Here is an 18,749-nt window from a genome sequence, read left to right on the forward strand (position 1 = left end):
GGGCAGGACACTGCGTCCGCGCACCATGACAGTGACGCCGAGGAAAACGGCAGCGACCGCGCCCCGGACGGCGCGCCGGCCCGGACCGCGCCGCGCAGTCCACTCGCTGTCCGGATGCGGCCGCGGAGCCTGGACGACGTCGTCGGCCAGCAGCACCTGCTGGGCCACGGGTCGCCGCTGCGGCAGCTCGCTGCCGGCAGCGACGCCACCGGCCCCGCCGGGCCCAGCTCGCTGATCCTCTGGGGACCGCCGGGCACCGGCAAGACCACCCTCGCGCACGTGATCGCCAAAGGCCCGGGCCGGAAATTCGTCGAACTCTCCGCGATCACCGCCGGGGTCAAGGACGTCCGGCGCGTGATGGACGAGGCGCTCACCGCCCGGGACCTGTACAAGACCACCACCGTGCTGTTCCTGGACGAGATCCACCGCTTCAACAAGGCCCAGCAGGACGCGCTGCTGCCCGGCGTCGAGAACCGCTGGGTGGTCCTGGTCGCGGCCACCACGGAGAACCCGTCGTTCTCGGTGGTCTCCCCGCTGCTCTCGCGGTCGCTGCTGCTGACGCTCAAACCGCTCACCGACGCCGACATCGAAGGCCTGCTCGAACGCGCCGTCGCCGACGCCCGCGGCCTTGGCGGCACGGTCAAGCTCGGGCCGGAGGCGCTGGCCCACCTCGTCCGGCTCTCCGGCGGCGACGCCCGCCGGGCGCTCACGGCGCTGGAGGCCGCCGCCGGCGTCGCCTTCGGGGACGCGGACGACGTCGCGGGCGGCCCCGGGACCGGGGGAGCAGCCGAAACGCCCGTGACGATCGAGCTCAAGCACACCGAGCGCGCCCTCGACGTGGCCTCGGTGCGCTACGACCGGGCCGGGGACCAGCACTACGACGTCGCCAGCGCGTTCATCAAGTCCATCCGGGGCTCCGACGTCGACGCCGCGCTGCACTACCTCGCCCGGATGCTGGAGGCGGGGGAGGACCCCCGCTTCGTGGCCCGCCGCATCGTGATTTCCGCGGCCGAGGACGTCGGCATGGCCGACCCGACTGCACTGCAGACCGCCGTCGCTGCGGCCCAGGCCGTGCAGCTCATCGGGATGCCGGAGGGCCGCATCATCCTGGCCGAGGCCGTGGTCCACCTCGCCACCGCGCCGAAGTCCAACGCCGCGTACCTGGGCATCAACCAGGCCATCGCCGATGTCCGGGCGGGCCTGGGCCGGGGCATCCCGGCGCACCTGCGCGACGCGCACTACCCCGGCTCCAAGCAGCTGGGCCACGGCAAGGGCTACAAGTACGCCCACGACGCCCCGCACTCCGTGGCCACCCAGCAGTACCCGCCGGATGACCTCGTGGGCCGGAACTACTACGAACCCACTGCGAATGGCGCGGAACGCGACATCTCCACCAGGCTGGAACGGCTGCGGAAGATCATCCGGGGCAAGTGATCCTCTGGTAGGATGGATCGTTGTCTGGCAAGGCACGGACGCACAATCCACCAGTTTTCGGCAGTTCCTGCTGATTTGACGGGTTTGCCCTGTGCCCAGTAGCAAAAGGCAGCGGTTGGCCGATGCTCTCCATCGTGGAGGCCAGTAACACTGACACACCGCAGATATTGGAAGGACACAAGTGGCTAACAACACTCGTGCTCGCCGTACCGCACGCCTCTCGCGTGCACTCGGCATTGCTCTGACCCCCAAGGCCGCCAAGTACATGGAGCGCCGCCCGTACGGCCCCGGTGAGCATGGCCGCGCGCGCAAGAAGCAGGACTCCGACTACGCCGTTCGTCTGCGCGAAAAGCAGCGCCTGCGCGCCCAGTACGGCATCCGCGAAGCCCAGATGACCCGTGCCTTCGAAGAAGCACGCCGCACCAAGGGCCTGACCGGTGAAAACCTGATCGAACTGCTCGAAATGCGTCTTGACGCCCTCGTGCTGCGTGCCGGCTTCGCCCGCACCATCGCCCAGGCCCGCCAGCTGGTTGTGCACCGCCACATCCTCGTTGACGGCGTCCGCGTTGACCGCCCGTCGTTCCGCGTCGGCGAGGGCCAGCTGGTCCACGTCCACAGCCGCAGCGAATCCATGCCTCCGTTCCAGGTGGCAGCAGCCGGCGCACACCGCGACGTCCTGCCGATGGTTCCGGCGTACCTCGACGTCAAGCTCGAGGCACTCCAGGCCCGCCTGGTCCGTCGCCCGAAGCGCTCCGAAATCCCCGTGACCTGCGAAGAGCAGCTCGTCGTGGAATTCTACGCACGCTAGAACCAGCGCGACACCTTACAAAGAAGCCCGTGGCAAGCGCCGCGGGCTTCTTTGTATGTAAGGTACTTGGGGGAGTTCTCCGCCCGCCGTCCCGCGGCCGGAGGACCACGCAGGAATCCACGTAGTTTCAAGGAGATGAACGTCTATGTCTGGTGGCGATATTGCCGGCCTGATCGCGGTCGGAGTGTTTGCACTGCTGGTCCTGCTGCTCGCGGTCCCGATCTTCAAGCTCGGCGGCGTGCTGGACGAGGTCCGCAGCACCATCCGCTCCATCAGCGACGGCGCCACCCCGCTCATGGACGAGGTCACCGCAACCGTCTCCACGACCAACCAGCAGCTGAAGAAGGTCGACGGGATCGCCTCGAACGTCTCCGACGCCTCCGCCAACATCTCGGCGCTGTCCTCGCTGGTAGCCGCGACCGTGGGTTCGCCGATGATCAAGGTCGCCGCCTTCAGCTACGGGGTCCGCTCGGCCTTCACGGCCCGCAAGAAGCCCGCCACCGGCCGCCGCAGCCGCTGACCCGACCCGCACACAGGAGCTGGACATGAACAGGATCATCTGGATGGGCATCGGCGTCGCGATCGGCGTCATCGCCGTCCGCAAGCTCAGCGAGGCCCAGTCCTCACTCGGCCCCGAAGGCCTCAACCGCGCCGTCGGACGGCTGACCGACGGCGTCTATGACTTTGCCGACGCCGTCCGCGCCGGCATGCGGGAACGGGAAACCGAACTCCGCACCGCCCTCGGCGTCGACGGCGGCGTCGACGGCGGCGGTGCCGGCTCCGCGGCCGCCACCGTCCGGGGTGCGATCCGGCGCTAGCCGGGAGAGAATGGACAGCAGCGGCGCCCGCGGAACTGCGGGGCGCCGGCTCGCCGGCCGCCGCCCCTCCCAAGGGACGCAGCAGCTCCCAGTTCCACCGAATGCCGCAGCCCCACCACACGCGGCAGCACAAACAAACGCAGCAGTACTAACAACGCAGAGCCGATGATGCGGCACCACGCAGCGCATCCCGGCCGTGCATATTGAAGGGTAAGAAACCAGGTTATGAAGTCGCAGGAGATCACCAAGCGCTGGATCGACTTTTTCGTCAGCAAGGGCCACACGGCGGTGCCCTCCGCCTCCCTGGTCTCCAGCGACCCCTCCCTGCTGTTCACCGTCGCCGGTATGGTCCCGTTCATTCCTTACCTGACCGCCCGTGAAGAAGCCCCCTACTCCCGCGCCACCAGCGTGCAGAAGTGCATCCGCACAGGCGACATCGAGGAAGTCGGCAAGACCGCCCGGCACGGCACCTTCTTCCAGATGTGCGGCAACTTCTCCTTCGGCGACTACTTCAAGGAAGACGCCATCAAGTTCGCCTGGGAACTGCTGACCACCAGCGTTGACGACGGCGGTTACGGACTCGATCCCGAACGCCTCTGGGTCACCGTGTACGAAGAGGACGACGAGGCCAAGGAACTCTGGCTCAAGAACACCGGCGTCCCGGCCGGGCGGATCCAGAAGATGGGCAAGGCGGACAACTACTGGTCCACCGGCCAGCCGGGCCCCGCCGGCCCCTGCTCCGAGATCTACTACGACCGCGGTCCGGCGTACGGCGTCGAAGGCGGTCCGCTGGCCGACGAGACCCGCTACATCGAGATCTGGAACCTCGTCTTCATGCAGTACCAGATCGACAATGTCCGCTCCAAGGTGGACTTCGATATCACCGGTGAACTGCCCAAGAAGAACATCGACACCGGCCTGGGCATGGAACGCCTCGCGATGATCCTCCAGGGCGTCGAGAACATGTACGAGACGGACCAGGTCCGCCCCGTGATCGACAAGGCCGCCGAGCTGGCCGGCAAGGAGTACACCTCCGCCGAGACCCCCGAGGACCCGCACCACACCGACGACGTCCGGCTCCGCGTGGTGGCCGACCACATCCGCTCGGCCCTGATGCTGATCGCCGACGGCGTCACCCCCTCCAACGAGGGCCGCGGCTACGTGCTGCGCCGGCTGATCCGCCGTGCGGTCCGCTCCATGCGCCTGCTCGGCGTGGAGAAGGCCTGCCTGCCGGACCTGCTGCCCGTCTCCCGTGACGCCATGAAGGGCGTCTACCCGGTCGTGGAAACCGACTTCGACCGGATCAGCCGAATCGCCTACGCCGAAGAAAAGGCGTTCCTGCGCACCATCGCCTCGGGCACCGCCCGCCTCGAGGACGCCGTAAAGGAATCCAAGGCCGCCGGCCAGCCGCTCTCCGGCGCCGACGCCTTTGCCCTGCACGACACCTACGGCTTCCCGATCGACCTCACCCTGGAGATGGCGGAGGAAGCCGGGCTCGAGGTCGACGAGCCCGAGTTCCGCAAGCTCATGCTCGAACAGCGCCAGCGCGCCCAGGCCGACGCCAAGGGCAAGAAGGGCGCCCACGCGGACCTGAGCGTCTTCCAGGAACTGCTCGGCGCGGGGGAGACGGTCTTCACCGGCTACACCGAACTCGCCGGCGAGTCGAAGGTCCGCGGCATCATCGCCGGCGGCCGCAAGGTCTCCCAGGCCGCCACCGGCGACGAAATCGAACTCGTCCTCGCCGAAACTCCGTTCTACGCCGAGGCCGGCGGTCAGGCGGCCGACACCGGGCTGATCACCGGCGACGGCTTCGTCGTCGAGGTCCTCGACGTCCAGCGCCCGGTCAAGGGCCTGAGCGTGCACAAGGCGATCGTCCGCGAGGGTGAAATCGGCGCCGACTCGCTGGTCCAGGCCGCGGTCGACCGGGAACGCCGGCACGCCGCCGAGCAGGCGCACACCGGCACGCACATCGTGCACGCCGCCCTGCACCAGATCCTCGGCCCGGAAGCGCTGCAGCGCGGCTCCTTCAACAAGGCCGGCTACCTGCGCTTCGACTTCGCCTGGGGCGAGGGCCTCAGCGCCGCCACCCGGTCCGAAATCGAGGAAGTCTCCAACATCGCCATCCGGAACAACTTCCAGGTGGAGACCAAGGTCATGGGCCTCGCCGAAGCCAAGGCCCTCGGCGCCATGGCGCTGTTCGGCGAGAACTACGGCAACGAGGTGCGCGTCGTGGAGATCGACGGCGCCTGGTCGCGCGAGCTCTGCGGCGGCACGCACGTGTCCAATACCTCGCTGATCGGCAGCCTGTCGCTGCTCGGCGAGCAGTCCGTCGGATCGGGAAACCGCCGCGTCGAGGCCTTCGTGGGCATGGACGCGTTCCGGCACCTCGCGGCTGAGCGGGCCCTGGTGACCGAACTCACCGAAATGCTCAAGGTTCCCTCCGGCCTGCTCACCGAGCGGATCGCCGGCACCTTGGCCAAACTCAAGGCGACCGAGAAGGAACTGGAGCGGCTGCGCAAGGAACAGCTCACCGCTGCCGCCGCCCAGCTGGTCGGCACCGCCAAGGACGCCGCCGGCGTGAAGGTCATCGCGCACGACGCCGGGACCGTCAGCGGCGCCGACGACCTCCGCGGCCTCGCCCTGGACCTGCGGACCCGCCTCGGGTCGGACGCGGCGGCTGTCGCCGTCGCCGGGGTCAGCAACGACCGTCCGGTCATCCTGATCGCCACCAACGAGGCGGCCCGCGCGGCCGGCGTCAAGGCCGGAGCGCTGGTGCGCCTCGCCGCCGGGATCCTCGGCGGTGGCGGCGGCGGCAAGGACGACGTCGCCCAGGGCGGCGGCACCGACGCGTCCAAGGTCGGCGCGGCGCTCTCCGCCGTCGTGGACGCCATCAGCCGGCGCTAGCCCGGAACCACGGATGGCAGATTCAGCCGAGCCCGGCGGCTACCCCCGCGGAGTCAAACTCGGGGTGGACGTCGGGACCGTGCGCGTGGGTGTGGCGGTGTGCGACCGGGACGGGATCCTGGCCACACCGCTGCGCACCCTGCAGCGGAACGCGAAGAAGAACACCGACGTGCGCATCCTCGCCGGCCTGGTGCAGGAACTGGACGCGGTGGAAATTTTTGTCGGGCTGCCGCGCACCATGAAAGGCGAGGAGCACGCTTCCGCCCAAATGGCGACGGAGTATGCAAAGCTACTGGTCAGTACGCTGTTGGCGGCCGGTTCCGGGGTTCCGGTGCGGCTGGTTGACGAGCGGCTCAGCACGGTCAGCGCCCACCGAGAGCTGCACCAAGCTGGCATGAGCAGCAAAAACCACCGTAAAGTAGTTGATCAGGTCGCGGCCGCGGGTATCCTGCAGCACGCGATCGATATGCAAAAGGCCAGGGGAACGGATGTAGGCCGCCGCGTCACGGCGGACCTGCCTCCGGGGCCACCCGGGGACGGCGCTCAGGCCGCCCCGGCAGTACACACGCATTCTGCACAACGCATTCTGCCTGACATGGAAGGCTACAGTGAGCCCGGTCAATCATGACGACTCCTCTGGTGTTGCCGACGACGGCGCTGGCCGTCCGCTGACGCGCAAAGAGATCAGGGCCCGGGAAAAATCCCTGGCCACGCAGGGCCACGATGTCATCCCGCCGCAGGCCTTCGAAACCGGCCAGGATGCGCCCCCTGCCGCGGCGCCCGGCTCCGGCCCGGCGGAAACGTCCGCAGCTGCACCCGCTCCGGAAACGCCCGCAGCCGCACCCGCTCCGGAGCCGCCCGCAGCCGCACCGACCGTGCACGAACCGGTCCGTGACGAGCCCGCGCGCGAAGAGCCTGTTCAGGAAGAACCGGTGCGTGAAGCGTCCGCACCGCGGCAGCCCGCAGCCGAGCCTGTCGAGGCAGCACCTGTCGAAGCGGAACCCGTCCACGAGTACGCTCCGGCCATGTCCCGCGAAGAGACCCTGCGGCGCGCCGATGAGCTGCAGTACGGCCACAGCCTGGGCCACGGCCACGACGGCCAGCCTTACGACGAGCAGTCCTACGACGAACAGCCTTACGACAGCCACGGCTACGAGGGCCAGGGCCATGAGGACCACGCCGACGCCGCGGACGGGTACGACCACGCCGGCGACCACGGCCACGGCCAAGGCCACGACCTGATGGTCGGCGCCGCCGCCATTCCCACCGCCAAAGGCCCTTCCAAGAAGGTCCGGCGGCGGCGCCGCTTCCTCGCCCTCGTCGTCACCCTCGCGGTCTTCGTCGTCGCGATCGCCGTCGGAGCGCAGTTCATCAAACCGCTGCTCGGCGGCAACACTAAGGCTGACTACCCCGGGCCCGGCACGGGCTCGGTGACCATCACCGTCCCGCCGGGGGCCGGACCAAGCTCCGTCGCCACCGACATGGAGTCCAAGAATGTCATCGCGAACGCCGACTCCTTCCTCAAGCAATTCGCCGCGTCCGGCGGGTCCCTGAGCCCCGGCACGTTCACGCTGCGCAAGGAAATGAACAACGCGGACGCGGTGGCGGCCCTCCTGAACGCGGACCAGGAAAAGGTCATGTACTTCGCGCTCAGCGCGGGCCTGCGGATCAACGAATCTCTGCAGGCCATCTCGGAGGGCACCGGTATCCCGGTCGCGGACCTCAAGGAACTCAGCAACAACCCCAAGCAGTTCGGCGTGCCAGCTGAGGCCAAGAACCTCGAAGGCTTCCTGTTCCCGGGCGAATACCGTTTCCCGCTGGGCTCCTCCGGCAAGGACATCCTGCAGAAACTCGTCCGCACCACTCTCGACGAGCTCAAAGCCCAGGGCGTGACGGACCCGGCGAAACAGTACGACGCCATCACCGTGGCCAGCATCGTGCAGGCCGAGGGCGGGCAGGCGGAGTACGGCGACGTCGCCGGCGCCATCTACAACCGGCTCAAGCCCAGCAACACCGAAACCAACGGCCTGATCCAGTCCGACGCCACCGTCACCTACGGCCTGGGCATCCGCAGCTTCCACATCGACGAGGACCAGAAGGCCGACAAGTCGAACAAGTACAACACCTACGCCAATGTGGGGCTCCCGGTGGGACCGATCGGCTCACCGGGCAAGCGGGCCATTGACGCCGCTGCCAAGCCCAAGAAGAACGACTACCTCTACTGGGTGACCATCAACCTGGACACCAAGGAGACGAAGTTCTCCAAGACGCTGGCCGAGCACAACGGGTACGTCGCCAAGTACAACGCGTGGTGCGAGGCGAACCCCGGACGCTGCGTGTGATGTTGCGGGCTGCCGTCCTCGGCCACCCGATCAGCCACTCGAAGTCACCGGCGCTGCACCGTGCGGCGTACGCCCGGCTTGGCCTGGACATCGCCTACGACGCCGTCGACCTGACCGTCCCGGAGCTCCCGGAGTTCCTGGCCGCGGTCCGCGCGGACGGCAGCTGGCGGGGGCTGTCCGTGACGATGCCGCTCAAGGCCGCCATGGCCGCGGAGGTTGACTCCGTGCGCGGCGTCGCGCGCCAGCTCGGCGTCGTCAACACCGTGGTGTTCGAAGCCGCGGAGCTCACCGCCGGCCAGGCCGGGGCGGCGCGGCTGGTCGGCTACAACACCGACGTCGCCGGCATCGTCAACGCCATCCGCTACGCCGGCGTCGGCCCCCGGCCCTCCGCCGCCATTCTGGGCGGCGGCGGCACCGCGGCCGCCGCGGTGGCGGCCCTGCAGGAGCTCGGCGCGCCGGAAGCGGCGGTCTACGTCCGCGATGTCAGCCGGGCCGCCGAGGCGCGGGCCGCGGCAACCGCCGTCGGCCTTCCGCTGAGGGTCCTGGAGCTCTCCGCGGCAGCACCCGCGATCGCCTCCGCCGACGTCGTGGTCTCCACCCTGCCGCCACGCGCCGCCGACGGGCTCGCCGGGCAACTGGCGGCTTCCGGCCGGAGTACGGCGGGCGTCCTGCTCGACGCCGCCTACGATCCCTGGCCCAGCGACATCGCCGCAGCATGGGCGGCCGGGGGCGGCACCGTGGTCCCGGGGCTGGAGATGCTGCTCTACCAGGCCGTGGAACAGGTACGCCTCTTCACCGGCCACGACGGCCCGCTGCCGGCCGAAGTCATAGATGTGATGTGTGACGCAGTCGGGGCCCCCCGGCGGGTGTTCTAAGTGCCGTGCATGGCAGGATGGATTGTATGTTGCGTTGGTTGACCGCCGGAGAATCCCATGGGCCGGCCCTGGTCGGAATTATCGAAGGCGTCCCCGCGGGCGTGGAACTCAGCAGTGACCGGATCGTTGAGGCGCTGGCCCGACGTCGCCTCGGCTACGGCCGCGGCGCCCGGATGAAGTTCGAACAGGACGCCGTGACGGTCCTGGGCGGTGTCCGCCACGGGCTCACGCAGGGCGGCCCCGTCGCCATCCAGGTCGGCAACACCGAGTGGCCCAAGTGGGAGCAGATCATGTCCGCGGACCCGGTGGACCCCGCGGTCCTCGCCGACCAGGCCCGCAACGCCCCGCTGACCCGGCCGCGGCCCGGCCACGCAGACTTCACCGGCATGCAGAAGTACGGCTTCGACGAGGCCCGCCCGGTCCTCGAACGTGCCAGCGCCCGGGAGACCGCCACGCGCGTGGCCCTCGGCGCCGTCGCCGCAGCGTTCCTCAAGCAGCTCGGCATCGAACTGGTCTCGCACACGGTCTCGATCGCCAGTGTTGCCGTGCCCGAAGGCCGTCCGCTGCCCGCGCCGGAAAACGTCCTGGCCCTCGACGCCGACCCGCTGCGCTGCCTTGACCGCGAGACCTCGGACGCCATGGTGGCCGAGGTCGACGCCGCGCACAAGGAAGGCGAAACCCTGGGCGGGGTCGTCGAGGTCCTCGCCTACGGACTCCCGCCCGGACTGGGCAGCTACGTCCACTGGGACCGGCGCCTCGACGCCCGCCTCGCCGCGGCCCTGATGGGCATCCAGGCGATCAAGGGAGTGGAGGTCGGCGACGGCTTCCTGACCGCCGAGCGCCGCGGTTCCGCCGCCCACGATGAGATTGTCAAGGACGAAGAGGGCAGGATCACCCGCGCCTCCAACCGCGCCGGCGGCATTGAGGGCGGCATGAGCATCGGCGACGTCCTGCGCGTCCGCGCGGCCATGAAGCCGATCGCGACCGTCCCGCGCGCGCTGAAGACCGTTGACGTCAGCACCGGCGAGGCAGCCAAGGCCCACCACCAGCGCTCCGACGTCTGCGCCGTCCCGGCAGCCGGCGTCGTGGCCGAGGCGATGGTGGCCCTGGTCCTGGCTGAGGCGGTCATGGAAAAGTTCGGCGGCGACTCCGTGCAGGAGACCGCCCGCAACCTCAAGGGTTACCTGGACAACATCCCGGCGTCCCTGGACTCGATCGGACACTAGTGCCCGCCCGGAACCAGCAACCGCAGGGACAGCCCCGGCCGGTGGCCCTGATCGGGCCCATGGCGGTGGGCAAATCGGCGATCGGGCAGCAGCTGGCACAGCAGCTCGGCGCCCGGTTCGTGGATACCGATGCCGAGGTCGTCGCCCGGCACGGCACCATCGCCGAGATTTTCGCCAACCGGGGCGAGTGCGCGTTCCGCGAACTGGAGGCCCGCGCGGTGGCCCAGGCCATCGAGGACGCGGCCGGCGCCTCAACCGTGATTTCGCTGGGCGGCGGCGCGGTGCTGGACTCCGGGACCCAGCAGCTGCTGGCCGGGTGCACGGTGGTCTATCTCGAATGCGACGCCGACACCGTCTCCGAACGCATCGCCCGGAACTCCGGCCGCCCGCTGCTGGCCGGGGACGCCATGGAACGCTGGCGGACGCTCTTCGCCACCCGGCAACCGGTCTACGAGCGGCTGGCCGACCTGGTCCTCGACGTGCGGAGCGGATCCGTCCAGGAACTCGCCCGCCGTCTCGAAGATGCGCTGGAGGAACTGGCCGCCGGCCGGTCCGGGGCAACTGCCTCCACTCCAGCGGCAACAAAGGAAGTTGAATTGTGAGCAACGAATCCACCGTCATCAAGGTCACCGGCCAGGCTGCAGGGGAGAACTACGACGTCGTCGTCGGCCGCGGCCTGCTGGCCGGCCTCCCGGCCCTGCTGGGGGAGCGTGTCCGGCGCGTCCTCGTGATCCACCCCCGCGCGCTGCGGCTCACCGGCGACACCGTCCGCGAAGAGTTGGCCGCCGCCGGCTTCACCGCGCTGACGGCCGAAATCCCGGACGCCGAAGAAGGCAAGCACATCGAAGTCGCCTCCTTCTGCTGGCAGGTGCTGGGCCAGAACGACTTCACCCGCTCCGACGCGATCGTCGCCGTCGGCGGGGGAGCGGTGACCGACCTCGCCGGGTTCGTCGCCGCGACCTGGCTGCGCGGGGTCAAGGTCATCCACATGCCCACCAGCCTGCTCGGCATGGTGGACGCCGCCGTCGGCGGGAAAACCGGCATCAACACCGCCGAAGGCAAGAACCTGGTGGGCGTCTTCCACCCGCCGGCCGGCGTCCTGGCGGACCTGGACACCTTGGACACCCTGCCGAAGAACGAGATCATTTCCGGCCTTGCCGAGGTCATCAAATGCGGCTTCATCGCCGATCCGGCCATCCTGGACCTGATCGAGAAGGACCCGTCCGCCGTCACCGAACCGCGGTCGGAGGTCCTGCGCGAGCTGATCGAACGGTCGATCGCGGTCAAGGCCGCCGTCGTCTCCGAGGACCTAAGGGAATCCGGCCGGCGTGAGATCCTCAACTACGGCCACACCCTGGGGCACGCGATCGAGCTCGCTGAACGCTACTCCTGGCGGCACGGCGCCGCCATCTCGGTCGGCATGATGTTCGCGGCCGAACTCGCTCGCAGCGTTGGCCGGCTCAGCGACGCCGACGCCGACCGGCACCGCAGCATCCTCGAGAGCCTTGGACTTCCCACCAGCTACCGGCGGGACCGCTGGCAGGCGCTGCTGGACGGCATGCGGCGGGACAAGAAGTCCCGCGGCGACCTGCTGCGCTTCGTCGTGCTTGACGGGGTGGCACGGCCCGGCATCCTGGATGTGCCGGACACCTCGCTGCTGTTTGCGGCCTACCAGGAAATCGCTTCCTGATGGTCCGTGACGGCGGCAGCACCAGCGACTGGCCCGACGGCGGGTTTCCCGGCATCCGGATCAACCCTGAATCGCTCATGCCGGAAGTGGTCAACGACGAGGCCTGTGCTGCGGCGCTGGCCGCCTCGACGGACCCCACCGACCTCATCTTCGTCCGCCTCGTGCAGGGCCACCCCGGAGAAGCCGCGGAGCTGCTGGCCGAGGCCCGGTACAAGGACCCGGACTCCTTCCGGCTGCGGATGTTCGAAGCCGAGGTCCTCCGGGTCTCGCACCGGTTCGACCGCGCCGTCGAGCTGTACCGCCAGCTTCTGGCGGAGGCCCAGGGCACCCCGGAGGAGTCCGTCGTCCAGCAGCACCTGGGCCGTTCCCACTTCGCCGCCGGCCACGCCGCCGCCGCCGTCGAATCCTTCGCGAAGGCGCTCGACCTCCGGGTGGCGGGGTCCGCGGACGCGGCGCTGATCTACTCCTCGACCGTGGCGCTGCAGCGGGCGCGGGACGTCCTCGACCTCGCCTGCTAGGGGCCCGACCGGCAGTCCGCCGGCAAAACCGGTAGAATGGTTTTTGGATTTTTGATAAAGACGCGCTGGCAGGCCCCGATCGGCATGCCTGCCTGGCATAAGCGGCCGGTGGCTAGAACCAGCCAACAACGAAACCCGAGGATACAGTGGCAACCACTAACGACATCAAGAACGGAACCGTGCTGAAGCTGGAGGGCCAGCTTTGGAACATCATCGAGTTCCAGCACGTCAAGCCCGGCAAGGGCGGCGCCTTCGTCCGCACCAAGATGCGCAACGTGATGTCCGGCAAGGTCGTCGACAAGACCTTCAACGCCGGGCTCAAGATCGAAACCGCCACGGTTGACCGCCGCGACTACCAGTACCTGTACCAGGACGGCGCCGACTTCGTGTTCATGGACACCTCGGACTTCGACCAGCTGACCGTCCCGGCCGCCACGGTCGGGGACGCCACCAACTTCATGCTGGAAAACCAGATGGTCAACATCGCCATCCACGAAGGCAACCCGCTCTACATCGAACTGCCGCCGAGCGTCGTGCTGGAAATCACCTACACGGAGCCGGGCCTGCAGGGCGACCGCTCCTCGGCCGGCACCAAGCCCGCCACCCTCGAGACCGGCTACGAAATCCAGGTCCCGCTGTTCGTGGAGAACAACACCAAGGTCAAGGTCGACACCCGCGACGGCAGCTACCTTGGCCGGGTCAACGACTAGTGAGCGCACGCGGTAAGGCCCGTAACCGGGCCCTGGATGTTCTTTTCGAGGCAGAGCAGCGCTCCGCCTCCGCATTCGATGTACTGCGTTCCCGTCGGGAAATGACGGATCAGGTCATCAACCCCTACACCTTGGAAATCGTCGAGGGGGTCGTCTCGCACCAGGCGGCCATCGACGAATTCCTCGAGACCTACTCGCAGGGCTGGTCGCTGGAGCGCATGCCCGCCGTGGACCGCATCATCCTGCGGATCGGAACCTGGGAGTTGCTCTACAACGAGGATGTTCCCGACGGCGTCGCCGTGAGCGAAGCGGTGGCCCTGGCCAAGACGCTCTCCACGGATGAGTCGCCGACGTTCATCAACGGCCTGCTGGGCCGCCTGCAGCAGCTGAAGCCCTCGCTGCTGGCCTAAGCACCACACCACTAAGGCCGGAGGCCGCCGAAAGGCGGCCCCCGGCCTTTGGCGTCCCCGGGGTCTACCGCAGCACGGCTTCCCGCAGCCTGAGCAGCTCGCCGAGCTGGTGCTGCTCGTCCAGCTGGTGTGCGGCGACGTCCCGGCCGCTGAGGATCCGCTGCCGGGTGAACGCCAGCCGGGTGGCGGCATGCAGCAACGCCTTCATCTGCGGACGGCGGCCGACGGATCCGGCCCAGCGCAGAGCGGAGCGGCGCCCCGCAGGCGTTGACATCATGGCCACCTCCTGCGGGGTCAACCAGCCGGCCGCGGCGTACTCCAACAGCCGCTGCCGGGTCAGCCGGCGCTCCGCGACGCGCAGCAACACCACCACCAGCACCGCCAGCAGGAAAATCGGGACCTGGACCAGGATGTACTGGGCCAGGAAGTCCCGGCCCATGGAATTCCAGCCGCTGTGCAGCAGCATCGCCGGCACCAGCCCCACCGGGAACGCCAGCAGCGCCAGGCCCGAATGCCAGCGCCGCGCCGCTAGGCCCAGGATCAGCCCGGTGGTCCCGGTGAAGATGGCGTGGGCGAACGGCGACATCACCCCACGCAGGAAGAAAATCACGGCCAGGTCCGCTCCGGGTGCGCTGGACTCGGCAATTGCGCGGCCGAAGTAAAGGATGTTCTCGGTGAAAGCGAACCCGCCGGCGACCGTGAAGGCGAACACGATGCCGTCCACCGGGCCGTCGAACTGCTTGCGGGCGAAGAGCAGCAACAGCAGCAGCCCCAGCGACTTGGCGAACTCTTCCACCACCGGGGCCTGGACCGTGACGGCGAACGTGCGGTAGTCCAGCCCCGACGCCGGGCCCGCGGCCAACGAGAAGAACGGCTGGATCAGCATCGTCACGGCAATCGACACCAGCGCGCCCCAGCCGAACGCGAAGAACAGCAGCCGCTTCGGCTCGGGCTCCCAGCGGTCGATGTAGCGGACGGCGAGCAGCACCGAAGCCAACGGCAGCAGCGAGGCAATGAACCCCACGACAAACCCGGCGGGTCCGGTATTCTCCAGCACGAAGGGCAGGACCAGGAACAGGCTGAAGAACGCCAGGATCCCTCCGCCGAGCGTAAGCGCGGCCATCCCGGCCGAGGAGCGCGCGGGCAGTGCCACGGCGTACGCCGGCTGCCCGCCGGGTGCCGCTGACCGGCCGGCCTCCGGAGCCGGCCGGTAGTCCCGGGGCCGGACCTGCCCCATCCAGCTGGGATTGGCCTGCTGCGGCACCTGCCGGCCGGGCGGGGGATTGAAGCTCGTCATGCACTGAGCCTAAGGTGCCCGCGGCGGGAGGCCCAAGAGACGCCGCCCGGACGGTCCCAGGTGTGATGCACGCCGCCCCCGCGGGCGCGCTCCGGCGGGTGGCCGTGTGGTAATTTGAAAAGGCAAATGATCCTTTTTTAATTCCGTCCTGTGAGGCGGGGAAAGGGGAGACGAGCGTTGACTTCTGTCCCGGAAGCACCGGTCCCGGCGACGGTCAAGCTCAGCAGGGTGGTCCTCACCCAGGCTGACATCGACCGCGCACTCACCCGCATTGCCCATGAGATTCTCGAGTCCAACAAGGGCTCCCAGGATTTGGTCCTGCTGGGCATTCCACGCCGCGGTTATCCGCTGGCCGTCCGCCTCGCCGCCAAGATCGCCGCCGCCGATCCCTCCGTGGACCCGGCCGCCATCGTCGGGCAGCTGGATGTCACCATGTTCCGCGACGACCTGTCGCACCAGCCCACCCGGCCCCCGTACCCCACCCAGCTGCCCCGCACCGGCATCGACAACAAGGTCGTCCTGCTGATCGACGACGTGCTGTACTCCGGCCGCACCATCCGGGCCGCGCTGGACGCAATCGTCGACCTGGGCAGGCCCCGGATCGTCCGGCTGGCCGTCCTGATCGACCGGGGCCACCGCGAACTGCCGATCCGCGCCGACCACGTCGGCAAGAACCTCCCCACCTCCTCCGCGGAGAAGGTCCGGGTCCGGCTCGAGGAAACCGACTCCGCTGACGGCGGCGCCGTGAATGAAGTCGTCATCGAGGCCACCGCATGAAGCACCTGCTCTCCACCGAAGACCTCAGCTACGCCGACGCCATCCGCATCCTCGACACCGCCGAAGAGATGTCCGCGGTGGGGGAGCGCGAGGTCAAGAAACTCCCGGCCCTGCGCGGCCGCACCGTCGTCAACCTGTTCTTCGAGGACTCGACCCGCACCCGCATCTCCTTCGAAGCGGCCGCCAAGCGGCTCTCCGCGGACGTCATCAACTTCGCCGCCAAAGGCTCCTCGGTCTCCAAGGGCGAATCGCTGAAGGACACCGCCCAGACCCTGGCCGCCATGGGGGCCGACGCCGTCGTCATCCGGCACTGGGCCTCCGGCGCGCCGCACCGGCTCGCCGCCACCGACTGGATCGACGCCGCCGTCATCAACGCCGGCGACGGCACCCACGAACACCCGACCCAGGCGCTGCTGGACGCGTTCACCATGCGCCGGCACTGGTCCAGGCTCGCCGGCACCCCGTCCGCCGGCGCCGACCTGGCCGGCATGCGCGTCGCGATCGCCGGCGACGTGCTTCACTCCCGCGTGGCCCGCTCCAACGTCTGGCTGCTGCGCACCCTGGGCGCCGACGTCACCCTGGTGGCGCCGCCGACCCTGCTGCCGATCGGCGTCGAGCACTGGCCCTGCAGCGTCAGCTACGACCTGGACGAGACCCTCGCCGGCGGTGTCGACGCGATGATGATGCTCCGGGTCCAGGGCGAACGGATGAACGCCTCGTTCTTCCCGACCACTCGGGAATACTCCCGGCGCTGGGGGTTCGACGACAACCGGCTCCGCGCGCTGGACAGCCTGGGCCTCAAAGACACCATCATCATGCACCCCGGCCCGATGAACCGCGGCCTGGAAATATCGTCGGCCGCCGCCGATTCACCCCGCTCCACCGTGCTGGCCCAGGTGCGCAACGGCGTGTCCGTCCGGATGGCCGCCCTCTACCTGCTGCTCTCCGGGGACACCCGGGGACCGGCCACCCCCACCGCCGCCTACTCCAAGGAGAGCCACTGATGGCACCACAGCAACAGGACACAGGCAGCACCGGCGCCTACCTCATCCGGGGTGCCGCGATCCTCGGCGGCCCCGCTGAAGACCTGCTGATCCGCGACGGCGTCATCGCCGCGCGCGGCACCGACCTCGGCAACGCCGGTGACGCCACCGTCATCGACGCCGCCGGCCTGGTGGCCCTGCCCGGCATGGTCGACATCCACACGCACCTGCGCGAACCCGGCCGCGAAGACGCCGAAACGGTGGAGACCGGTACCAGGGCCGCGGCCCTGGGCGGCTACACCGCCGTGCACGCCATGGCCAACAGCAACCCGGTCGCGGACACCGCCGGCGTCGTCGAACAGGTGCTCACCCTCGGCCGCACCGCCGGCTGGGTGGACGTCCGCCCGGTCGGCGCCGTCACTGTAGGCCTCGCCGGCGAACAGCTCGCCGAACTCGGCGCCATGGCCGACTCCCGAGCCCGGGTCCGGGTCTTCTCCGACGACGGCATCTGCGTCAGCGACCCCGTGCTCATGCGCCGCGCCCTCGAATACGTCAAGGCGTTCGACGGCGTCGTCGCCCAGCACGCCCAGGAACCGCGCCTCACCGCCGGGGCGCAGATGAACGAGGGCGCCGTCTCCGCGGTCCTCGGCCTCACCGGCTGGCCCGCCGTCGCGGAGGAAAGCATCATCGCCCGCGACGTGCTGCTCGCCCAGCACGTCGGGTCCCGGCTGCACGTCTGCCATGTCTCCACCGCCGGTTCCGTGGAAATCGTGCGCTGGGCCAAGTCCCGCGGCATCAACGTCACGGCCGAGGTCACCCCGCACCATCTCTGGCTGACCGACGAACTGGTCCGCAGCTACGACCCGGTCTACAAGGTCAACCCGCCGCTGCGCACCGACGAGGACGTCCAGGCCCTGCGCGCCGCGCTGGCGGACGGCACGATCGACGTCGTCGGCACCGACCACGCCCCGCACCCGAGCGAACACAAGGAATGCGAATGGGCGCAGGCCGCGATGGGCATGACCGGGCTCGAAACCGCCCTGTCCGTGGTCCAGCACACCATGATCGAGACCGGGCTGATGGACTGGGCCGGCTTCGCCCGCGTCACCTCCACCACACCCGCCGCGATCGGCCGGCTGGCGGACCAGGGCCGGCCGCTGGAGCCCGGCGAACCGGCCAACGTCACACTCGTGGACCCGGCTGCGCGCTGGACCGTGGACCCTTCTAAGATGGCAACCATGGGCCGTAACTCTCCGTTTGCCGGCCGGGAACTCCCGGGCAAGGTCGTGGCCACCTTCTTCAAGGGACACCCCACGGTCCTGGACGGGGAACTGAACACCCCGTACCGCTGGCTCCCGGACGCTCCCGGCAGCGCCGGCGCACCGGCGGCGGGCCGGGCGTGATGGTCAAGGAACTCTCCCTGATCCTGACGCTGGTCCTGATCATCGGCGCCCTGGCCCTGATCTGGGCCGGCTGGCGCGGGCGGCTGCGCCGCCAGGCCGACGTCGAGCCCCTGCCCGCGGTTCCCGCCGCGCTGGGTGCGCCCCTGGCCGCGGCGGAGGGCCAGTACGTCGCCTCCACCACGGCGGGCGACTGGCTGGACCGGATCGCGGTGCACCAGCTCGGACTGCGCACCAACGCCGAACTCAGCGTCCACCCCGAAGGCGTCCTGTTCGAGCGTTCCGGCGCCGGGCCGGTCTTCGTTCCCGCCGGCCGGCTCACCGGGGTGCGGCAGGAAAGCGGCATGGCCGGGAAGTTCGTCGAGAAGGACGGACTCCTGGTGCTCAGCTGGACCCTCGGCGCCCGCGAACTCGATACCGGGTTCAGGACCCGACGGGCCGGGGACAAGGCCCTGCTCCTGGCCGCCCTCCAAGATTTGATCTCCGCAGCCCCTCAGGCAGAAGCCGATAGTGGAAAGTAACGACGTGACGGAATCCCAGCCAGCGACGAACGCAGA

General features: G+C 69.3%; 19 protein-coding genes. 18 read left to right on the top strand and 1 reads right to left on the bottom strand.

Translation table 11 applies throughout. The features are described 5' to 3' along the window. The first annotated feature begins 114 nt into the window (after positions 1-114). The 14 genes from ASG71_RS11065 to nusB all read left to right on the top strand — a co-directional run bounded on the left by ASG71_RS11065 (position 115) and on the right by nusB (position 13,735). Positions 115-1,434 (top strand): replication-associated recombination protein A, encoded by a 1,320-nt coding sequence (locus ASG71_RS11065; protein WP_414826674.1) that lies wholly within the window; start codon positions 115-117, stop codon positions 1,432-1,434. A 181-nt stretch (positions 1,435-1,615) separates the two neighbouring features. After that, positions 1,616-2,242, top strand: coding sequence for a 30S ribosomal protein S4 (gene rpsD / locus ASG71_RS11070; protein ID WP_056739161.1), 627 nt, complete (start codon positions 1,616-1,618; stop codon positions 2,240-2,242). 145 nt (positions 2,243-2,387) lie between these two features. Further along, positions 2,388-2,762: a DUF948 domain-containing protein gene (locus tag ASG71_RS11075; protein WP_056739163.1), complete on the top strand. Its 375-nt coding sequence runs from the start codon at positions 2,388-2,390 to the stop codon at positions 2,760-2,762. Between the two features lie 25 nt (positions 2,763-2,787). Then, positions 2,788-3,060: a DUF6167 family protein gene (locus ASG71_RS11080; protein ID WP_235564058.1), complete on the top strand. Its 273-nt coding sequence runs from the start codon at positions 2,788-2,790 to the stop codon at positions 3,058-3,060. 225 nt (positions 3,061-3,285) lie between these two features. After that, positions 3,286-5,964, top strand: coding sequence for an alanine--tRNA ligase (alaS, locus tag ASG71_RS11085; RefSeq protein ID WP_056739166.1), 2,679 nt, complete (start codon positions 3,286-3,288; stop codon positions 5,962-5,964). Between the two features lie 13 nt (positions 5,965-5,977). Further along, positions 5,978-6,592, top strand: coding sequence for a Holliday junction resolvase RuvX (ruvX, locus tag ASG71_RS11090; RefSeq protein ID WP_056739167.1), 615 nt, complete (start codon positions 5,978-5,980; stop codon positions 6,590-6,592). Then, positions 6,573-8,306, top strand: a complete 1,734-nt coding sequence (gene mltG / locus ASG71_RS11095) for an endolytic transglycosylase MltG (protein WP_056739169.1) — start codon at positions 6,573-6,575, stop codon at positions 8,304-8,306. Before ruvX ends, mltG begins: the two co-directional genes overlap by 20 nt. After that, positions 8,303-9,181 (top strand): shikimate dehydrogenase, encoded by an 879-nt coding sequence (locus ASG71_RS11100; protein ID WP_157366397.1) that lies wholly within the window; start codon positions 8,303-8,305, stop codon positions 9,179-9,181. The genes mltG and ASG71_RS11100 overlap by 4 nt, the downstream gene beginning before the upstream one ends. A gap of 26 nt (positions 9,182-9,207) precedes the next feature. Then, complete coding sequence (gene aroC / locus ASG71_RS11105; protein WP_056739174.1) at positions 9,208-10,407, top strand: chorismate synthase; 1,200 nt, start codon at positions 9,208-9,210, stop codon at positions 10,405-10,407. Positions 10,408-10,466: 59 nt separating this feature from the next. Beyond that, positions 10,467-11,009 carry a shikimate kinase gene (locus ASG71_RS11110; protein ID WP_056739954.1) on the top strand — a complete coding sequence of 181 codons (543 nt, stop codon included), beginning with the start codon at positions 10,467-10,469 and terminating at the stop codon, positions 11,007-11,009. Beyond that, positions 11,006-12,097 (top strand): 3-dehydroquinate synthase, encoded by a 1,092-nt coding sequence (gene aroB / locus ASG71_RS11115; RefSeq protein WP_056739176.1) that lies wholly within the window; start codon positions 11,006-11,008, stop codon positions 12,095-12,097. The genes ASG71_RS11110 and aroB overlap by 4 nt, the downstream gene beginning before the upstream one ends. Beyond that, positions 12,097-12,615, top strand: coding sequence for a tetratricopeptide repeat protein (locus tag ASG71_RS11120; protein ID WP_056739178.1), 519 nt, complete (start codon positions 12,097-12,099; stop codon positions 12,613-12,615). Before aroB ends, ASG71_RS11120 begins: the two co-directional genes overlap by 1 nt. 146 nt (positions 12,616-12,761) lie before the next feature. After that, a complete protein-coding gene (efp, locus tag ASG71_RS11125) occupies positions 12,762-13,325 on the top strand; it encodes an elongation factor P (RefSeq protein ID WP_056739180.1) in 564 nt (187 codons plus the stop codon). Next, entirely contained in the window at positions 13,325-13,735 is a 411-nt protein-coding gene (nusB, locus tag ASG71_RS11130) for a transcription antitermination factor NusB (protein ID WP_056739182.1), read from the top strand. Before efp ends, nusB begins: the two co-directional genes overlap by 1 nt. 64 nt (positions 13,736-13,799) lie before the next feature. Here the strand turns inward: nusB and ASG71_RS11135 are convergent, their stop codons facing one another. Continuing rightward, positions 13,800-15,032, bottom strand: coding sequence for a PrsW family intramembrane metalloprotease (locus ASG71_RS11135; RefSeq protein WP_235564060.1), 1,233 nt, complete (start codon positions 15,030-15,032; stop codon positions 13,800-13,802). Between the two features lie 177 nt (positions 15,033-15,209). Between ASG71_RS11135 and pyrR the strand changes: the two genes are divergently transcribed. From pyrR to ASG71_RS11155, 4 genes are read left to right on the top strand one after another with little or no spacing between them, the layout of a single operon-like run. Then, a complete protein-coding gene (gene pyrR, locus ASG71_RS11140; protein WP_056739185.1) occupies positions 15,210-15,809 on the top strand; it encodes a bifunctional pyr operon transcriptional regulator/uracil phosphoribosyltransferase PyrR in 600 nt (199 codons plus the stop codon). After that, positions 15,806-16,813, top strand: a complete 1,008-nt coding sequence (locus tag ASG71_RS11145) for an aspartate carbamoyltransferase catalytic subunit (RefSeq protein WP_056739187.1) — start codon at positions 15,806-15,808, stop codon at positions 16,811-16,813. The genes pyrR and ASG71_RS11145 overlap by 4 nt, the downstream gene beginning before the upstream one ends. After that, the gene (locus ASG71_RS11150; RefSeq protein ID WP_056739189.1) at positions 16,813-18,195 is read left to right on the top strand and encodes a dihydroorotase; all 1,383 of its coding nucleotides are present in this window, start codon (positions 16,813-16,815) and stop codon (positions 18,193-18,195) included. The genes ASG71_RS11145 and ASG71_RS11150 overlap by 1 nt, the downstream gene beginning before the upstream one ends. Further along, the gene (locus tag ASG71_RS11155) at positions 18,195-18,713 is read left to right on the top strand and encodes a hypothetical protein (protein ID WP_056739191.1); all 519 of its coding nucleotides are present in this window, start codon (positions 18,195-18,197) and stop codon (positions 18,711-18,713) included. Before ASG71_RS11150 ends, ASG71_RS11155 begins: the two co-directional genes overlap by 1 nt. The last annotated feature ends 36 nt before the right edge of the window (positions 18,714-18,749 follow it).

This window comes from Arthrobacter sp. Soil763 (assembly GCF_001428365.1).
Taxonomy (GTDB): domain Bacteria; phylum Actinomycetota; class Actinomycetes; order Actinomycetales; family Micrococcaceae; genus Arthrobacter.

Excerpts from the sequence above, each read along its gene's own strand:
- ASG71_RS11065 (WP_414826674.1), top strand. The coding sequence starts at position 115 with ATGCGGCCGCGGAGCCTGGACGACGTCGTCGGCCAGCAGCACCTGCTG.
- ASG71_RS11075 (WP_056739163.1), top strand. The coding sequence starts at position 2,388 with ATGTCTGGTGGCGATATTGCCGGCCTGATCGCGGTCGGAGTGTTTGCA.
- ASG71_RS11080 (WP_235564058.1), top strand. The coding sequence starts at position 2,788 with ATGAACAGGATCATCTGGATGGGCATCGGCGTCGCGATCGGCGTCATC.
- alaS (WP_056739166.1), top strand. The coding sequence starts at position 3,286 with ATGAAGTCGCAGGAGATCACCAAGCGCTGGATCGACTTTTTCGTCAGC.
- ruvX (WP_056739167.1), top strand. The coding sequence starts at position 5,978 with ATGGCAGATTCAGCCGAGCCCGGCGGCTACCCCCGCGGAGTCAAACTC.
- aroC (WP_056739174.1), top strand. The coding sequence starts at position 9,208 with ATGTTGCGTTGGTTGACCGCCGGAGAATCCCATGGGCCGGCCCTGGTC.
- ASG71_RS11110 (WP_056739954.1), top strand. The coding sequence starts at position 10,467 with ATGGCGGTGGGCAAATCGGCGATCGGGCAGCAGCTGGCACAGCAGCTC.
- ASG71_RS11120 (WP_056739178.1), top strand. The coding sequence starts at position 12,097 with ATGGTCCGTGACGGCGGCAGCACCAGCGACTGGCCCGACGGCGGGTTT.
- ASG71_RS11135 (WP_235564060.1), bottom strand. The coding sequence starts at position 15,032 with ATGACGAGCTTCAATCCCCCGCCCGGCCGGCAGGTGCCGCAGCAGGCC.
- ASG71_RS11145 (WP_056739187.1), top strand. The coding sequence starts at position 15,806 with ATGAAGCACCTGCTCTCCACCGAAGACCTCAGCTACGCCGACGCCATC.
- ASG71_RS11150 (WP_056739189.1), top strand. The coding sequence starts at position 16,813 with ATGGCACCACAGCAACAGGACACAGGCAGCACCGGCGCCTACCTCATC.
- ASG71_RS11155 (WP_056739191.1), top strand. The coding sequence starts at position 18,195 with ATGGTCAAGGAACTCTCCCTGATCCTGACGCTGGTCCTGATCATCGGC.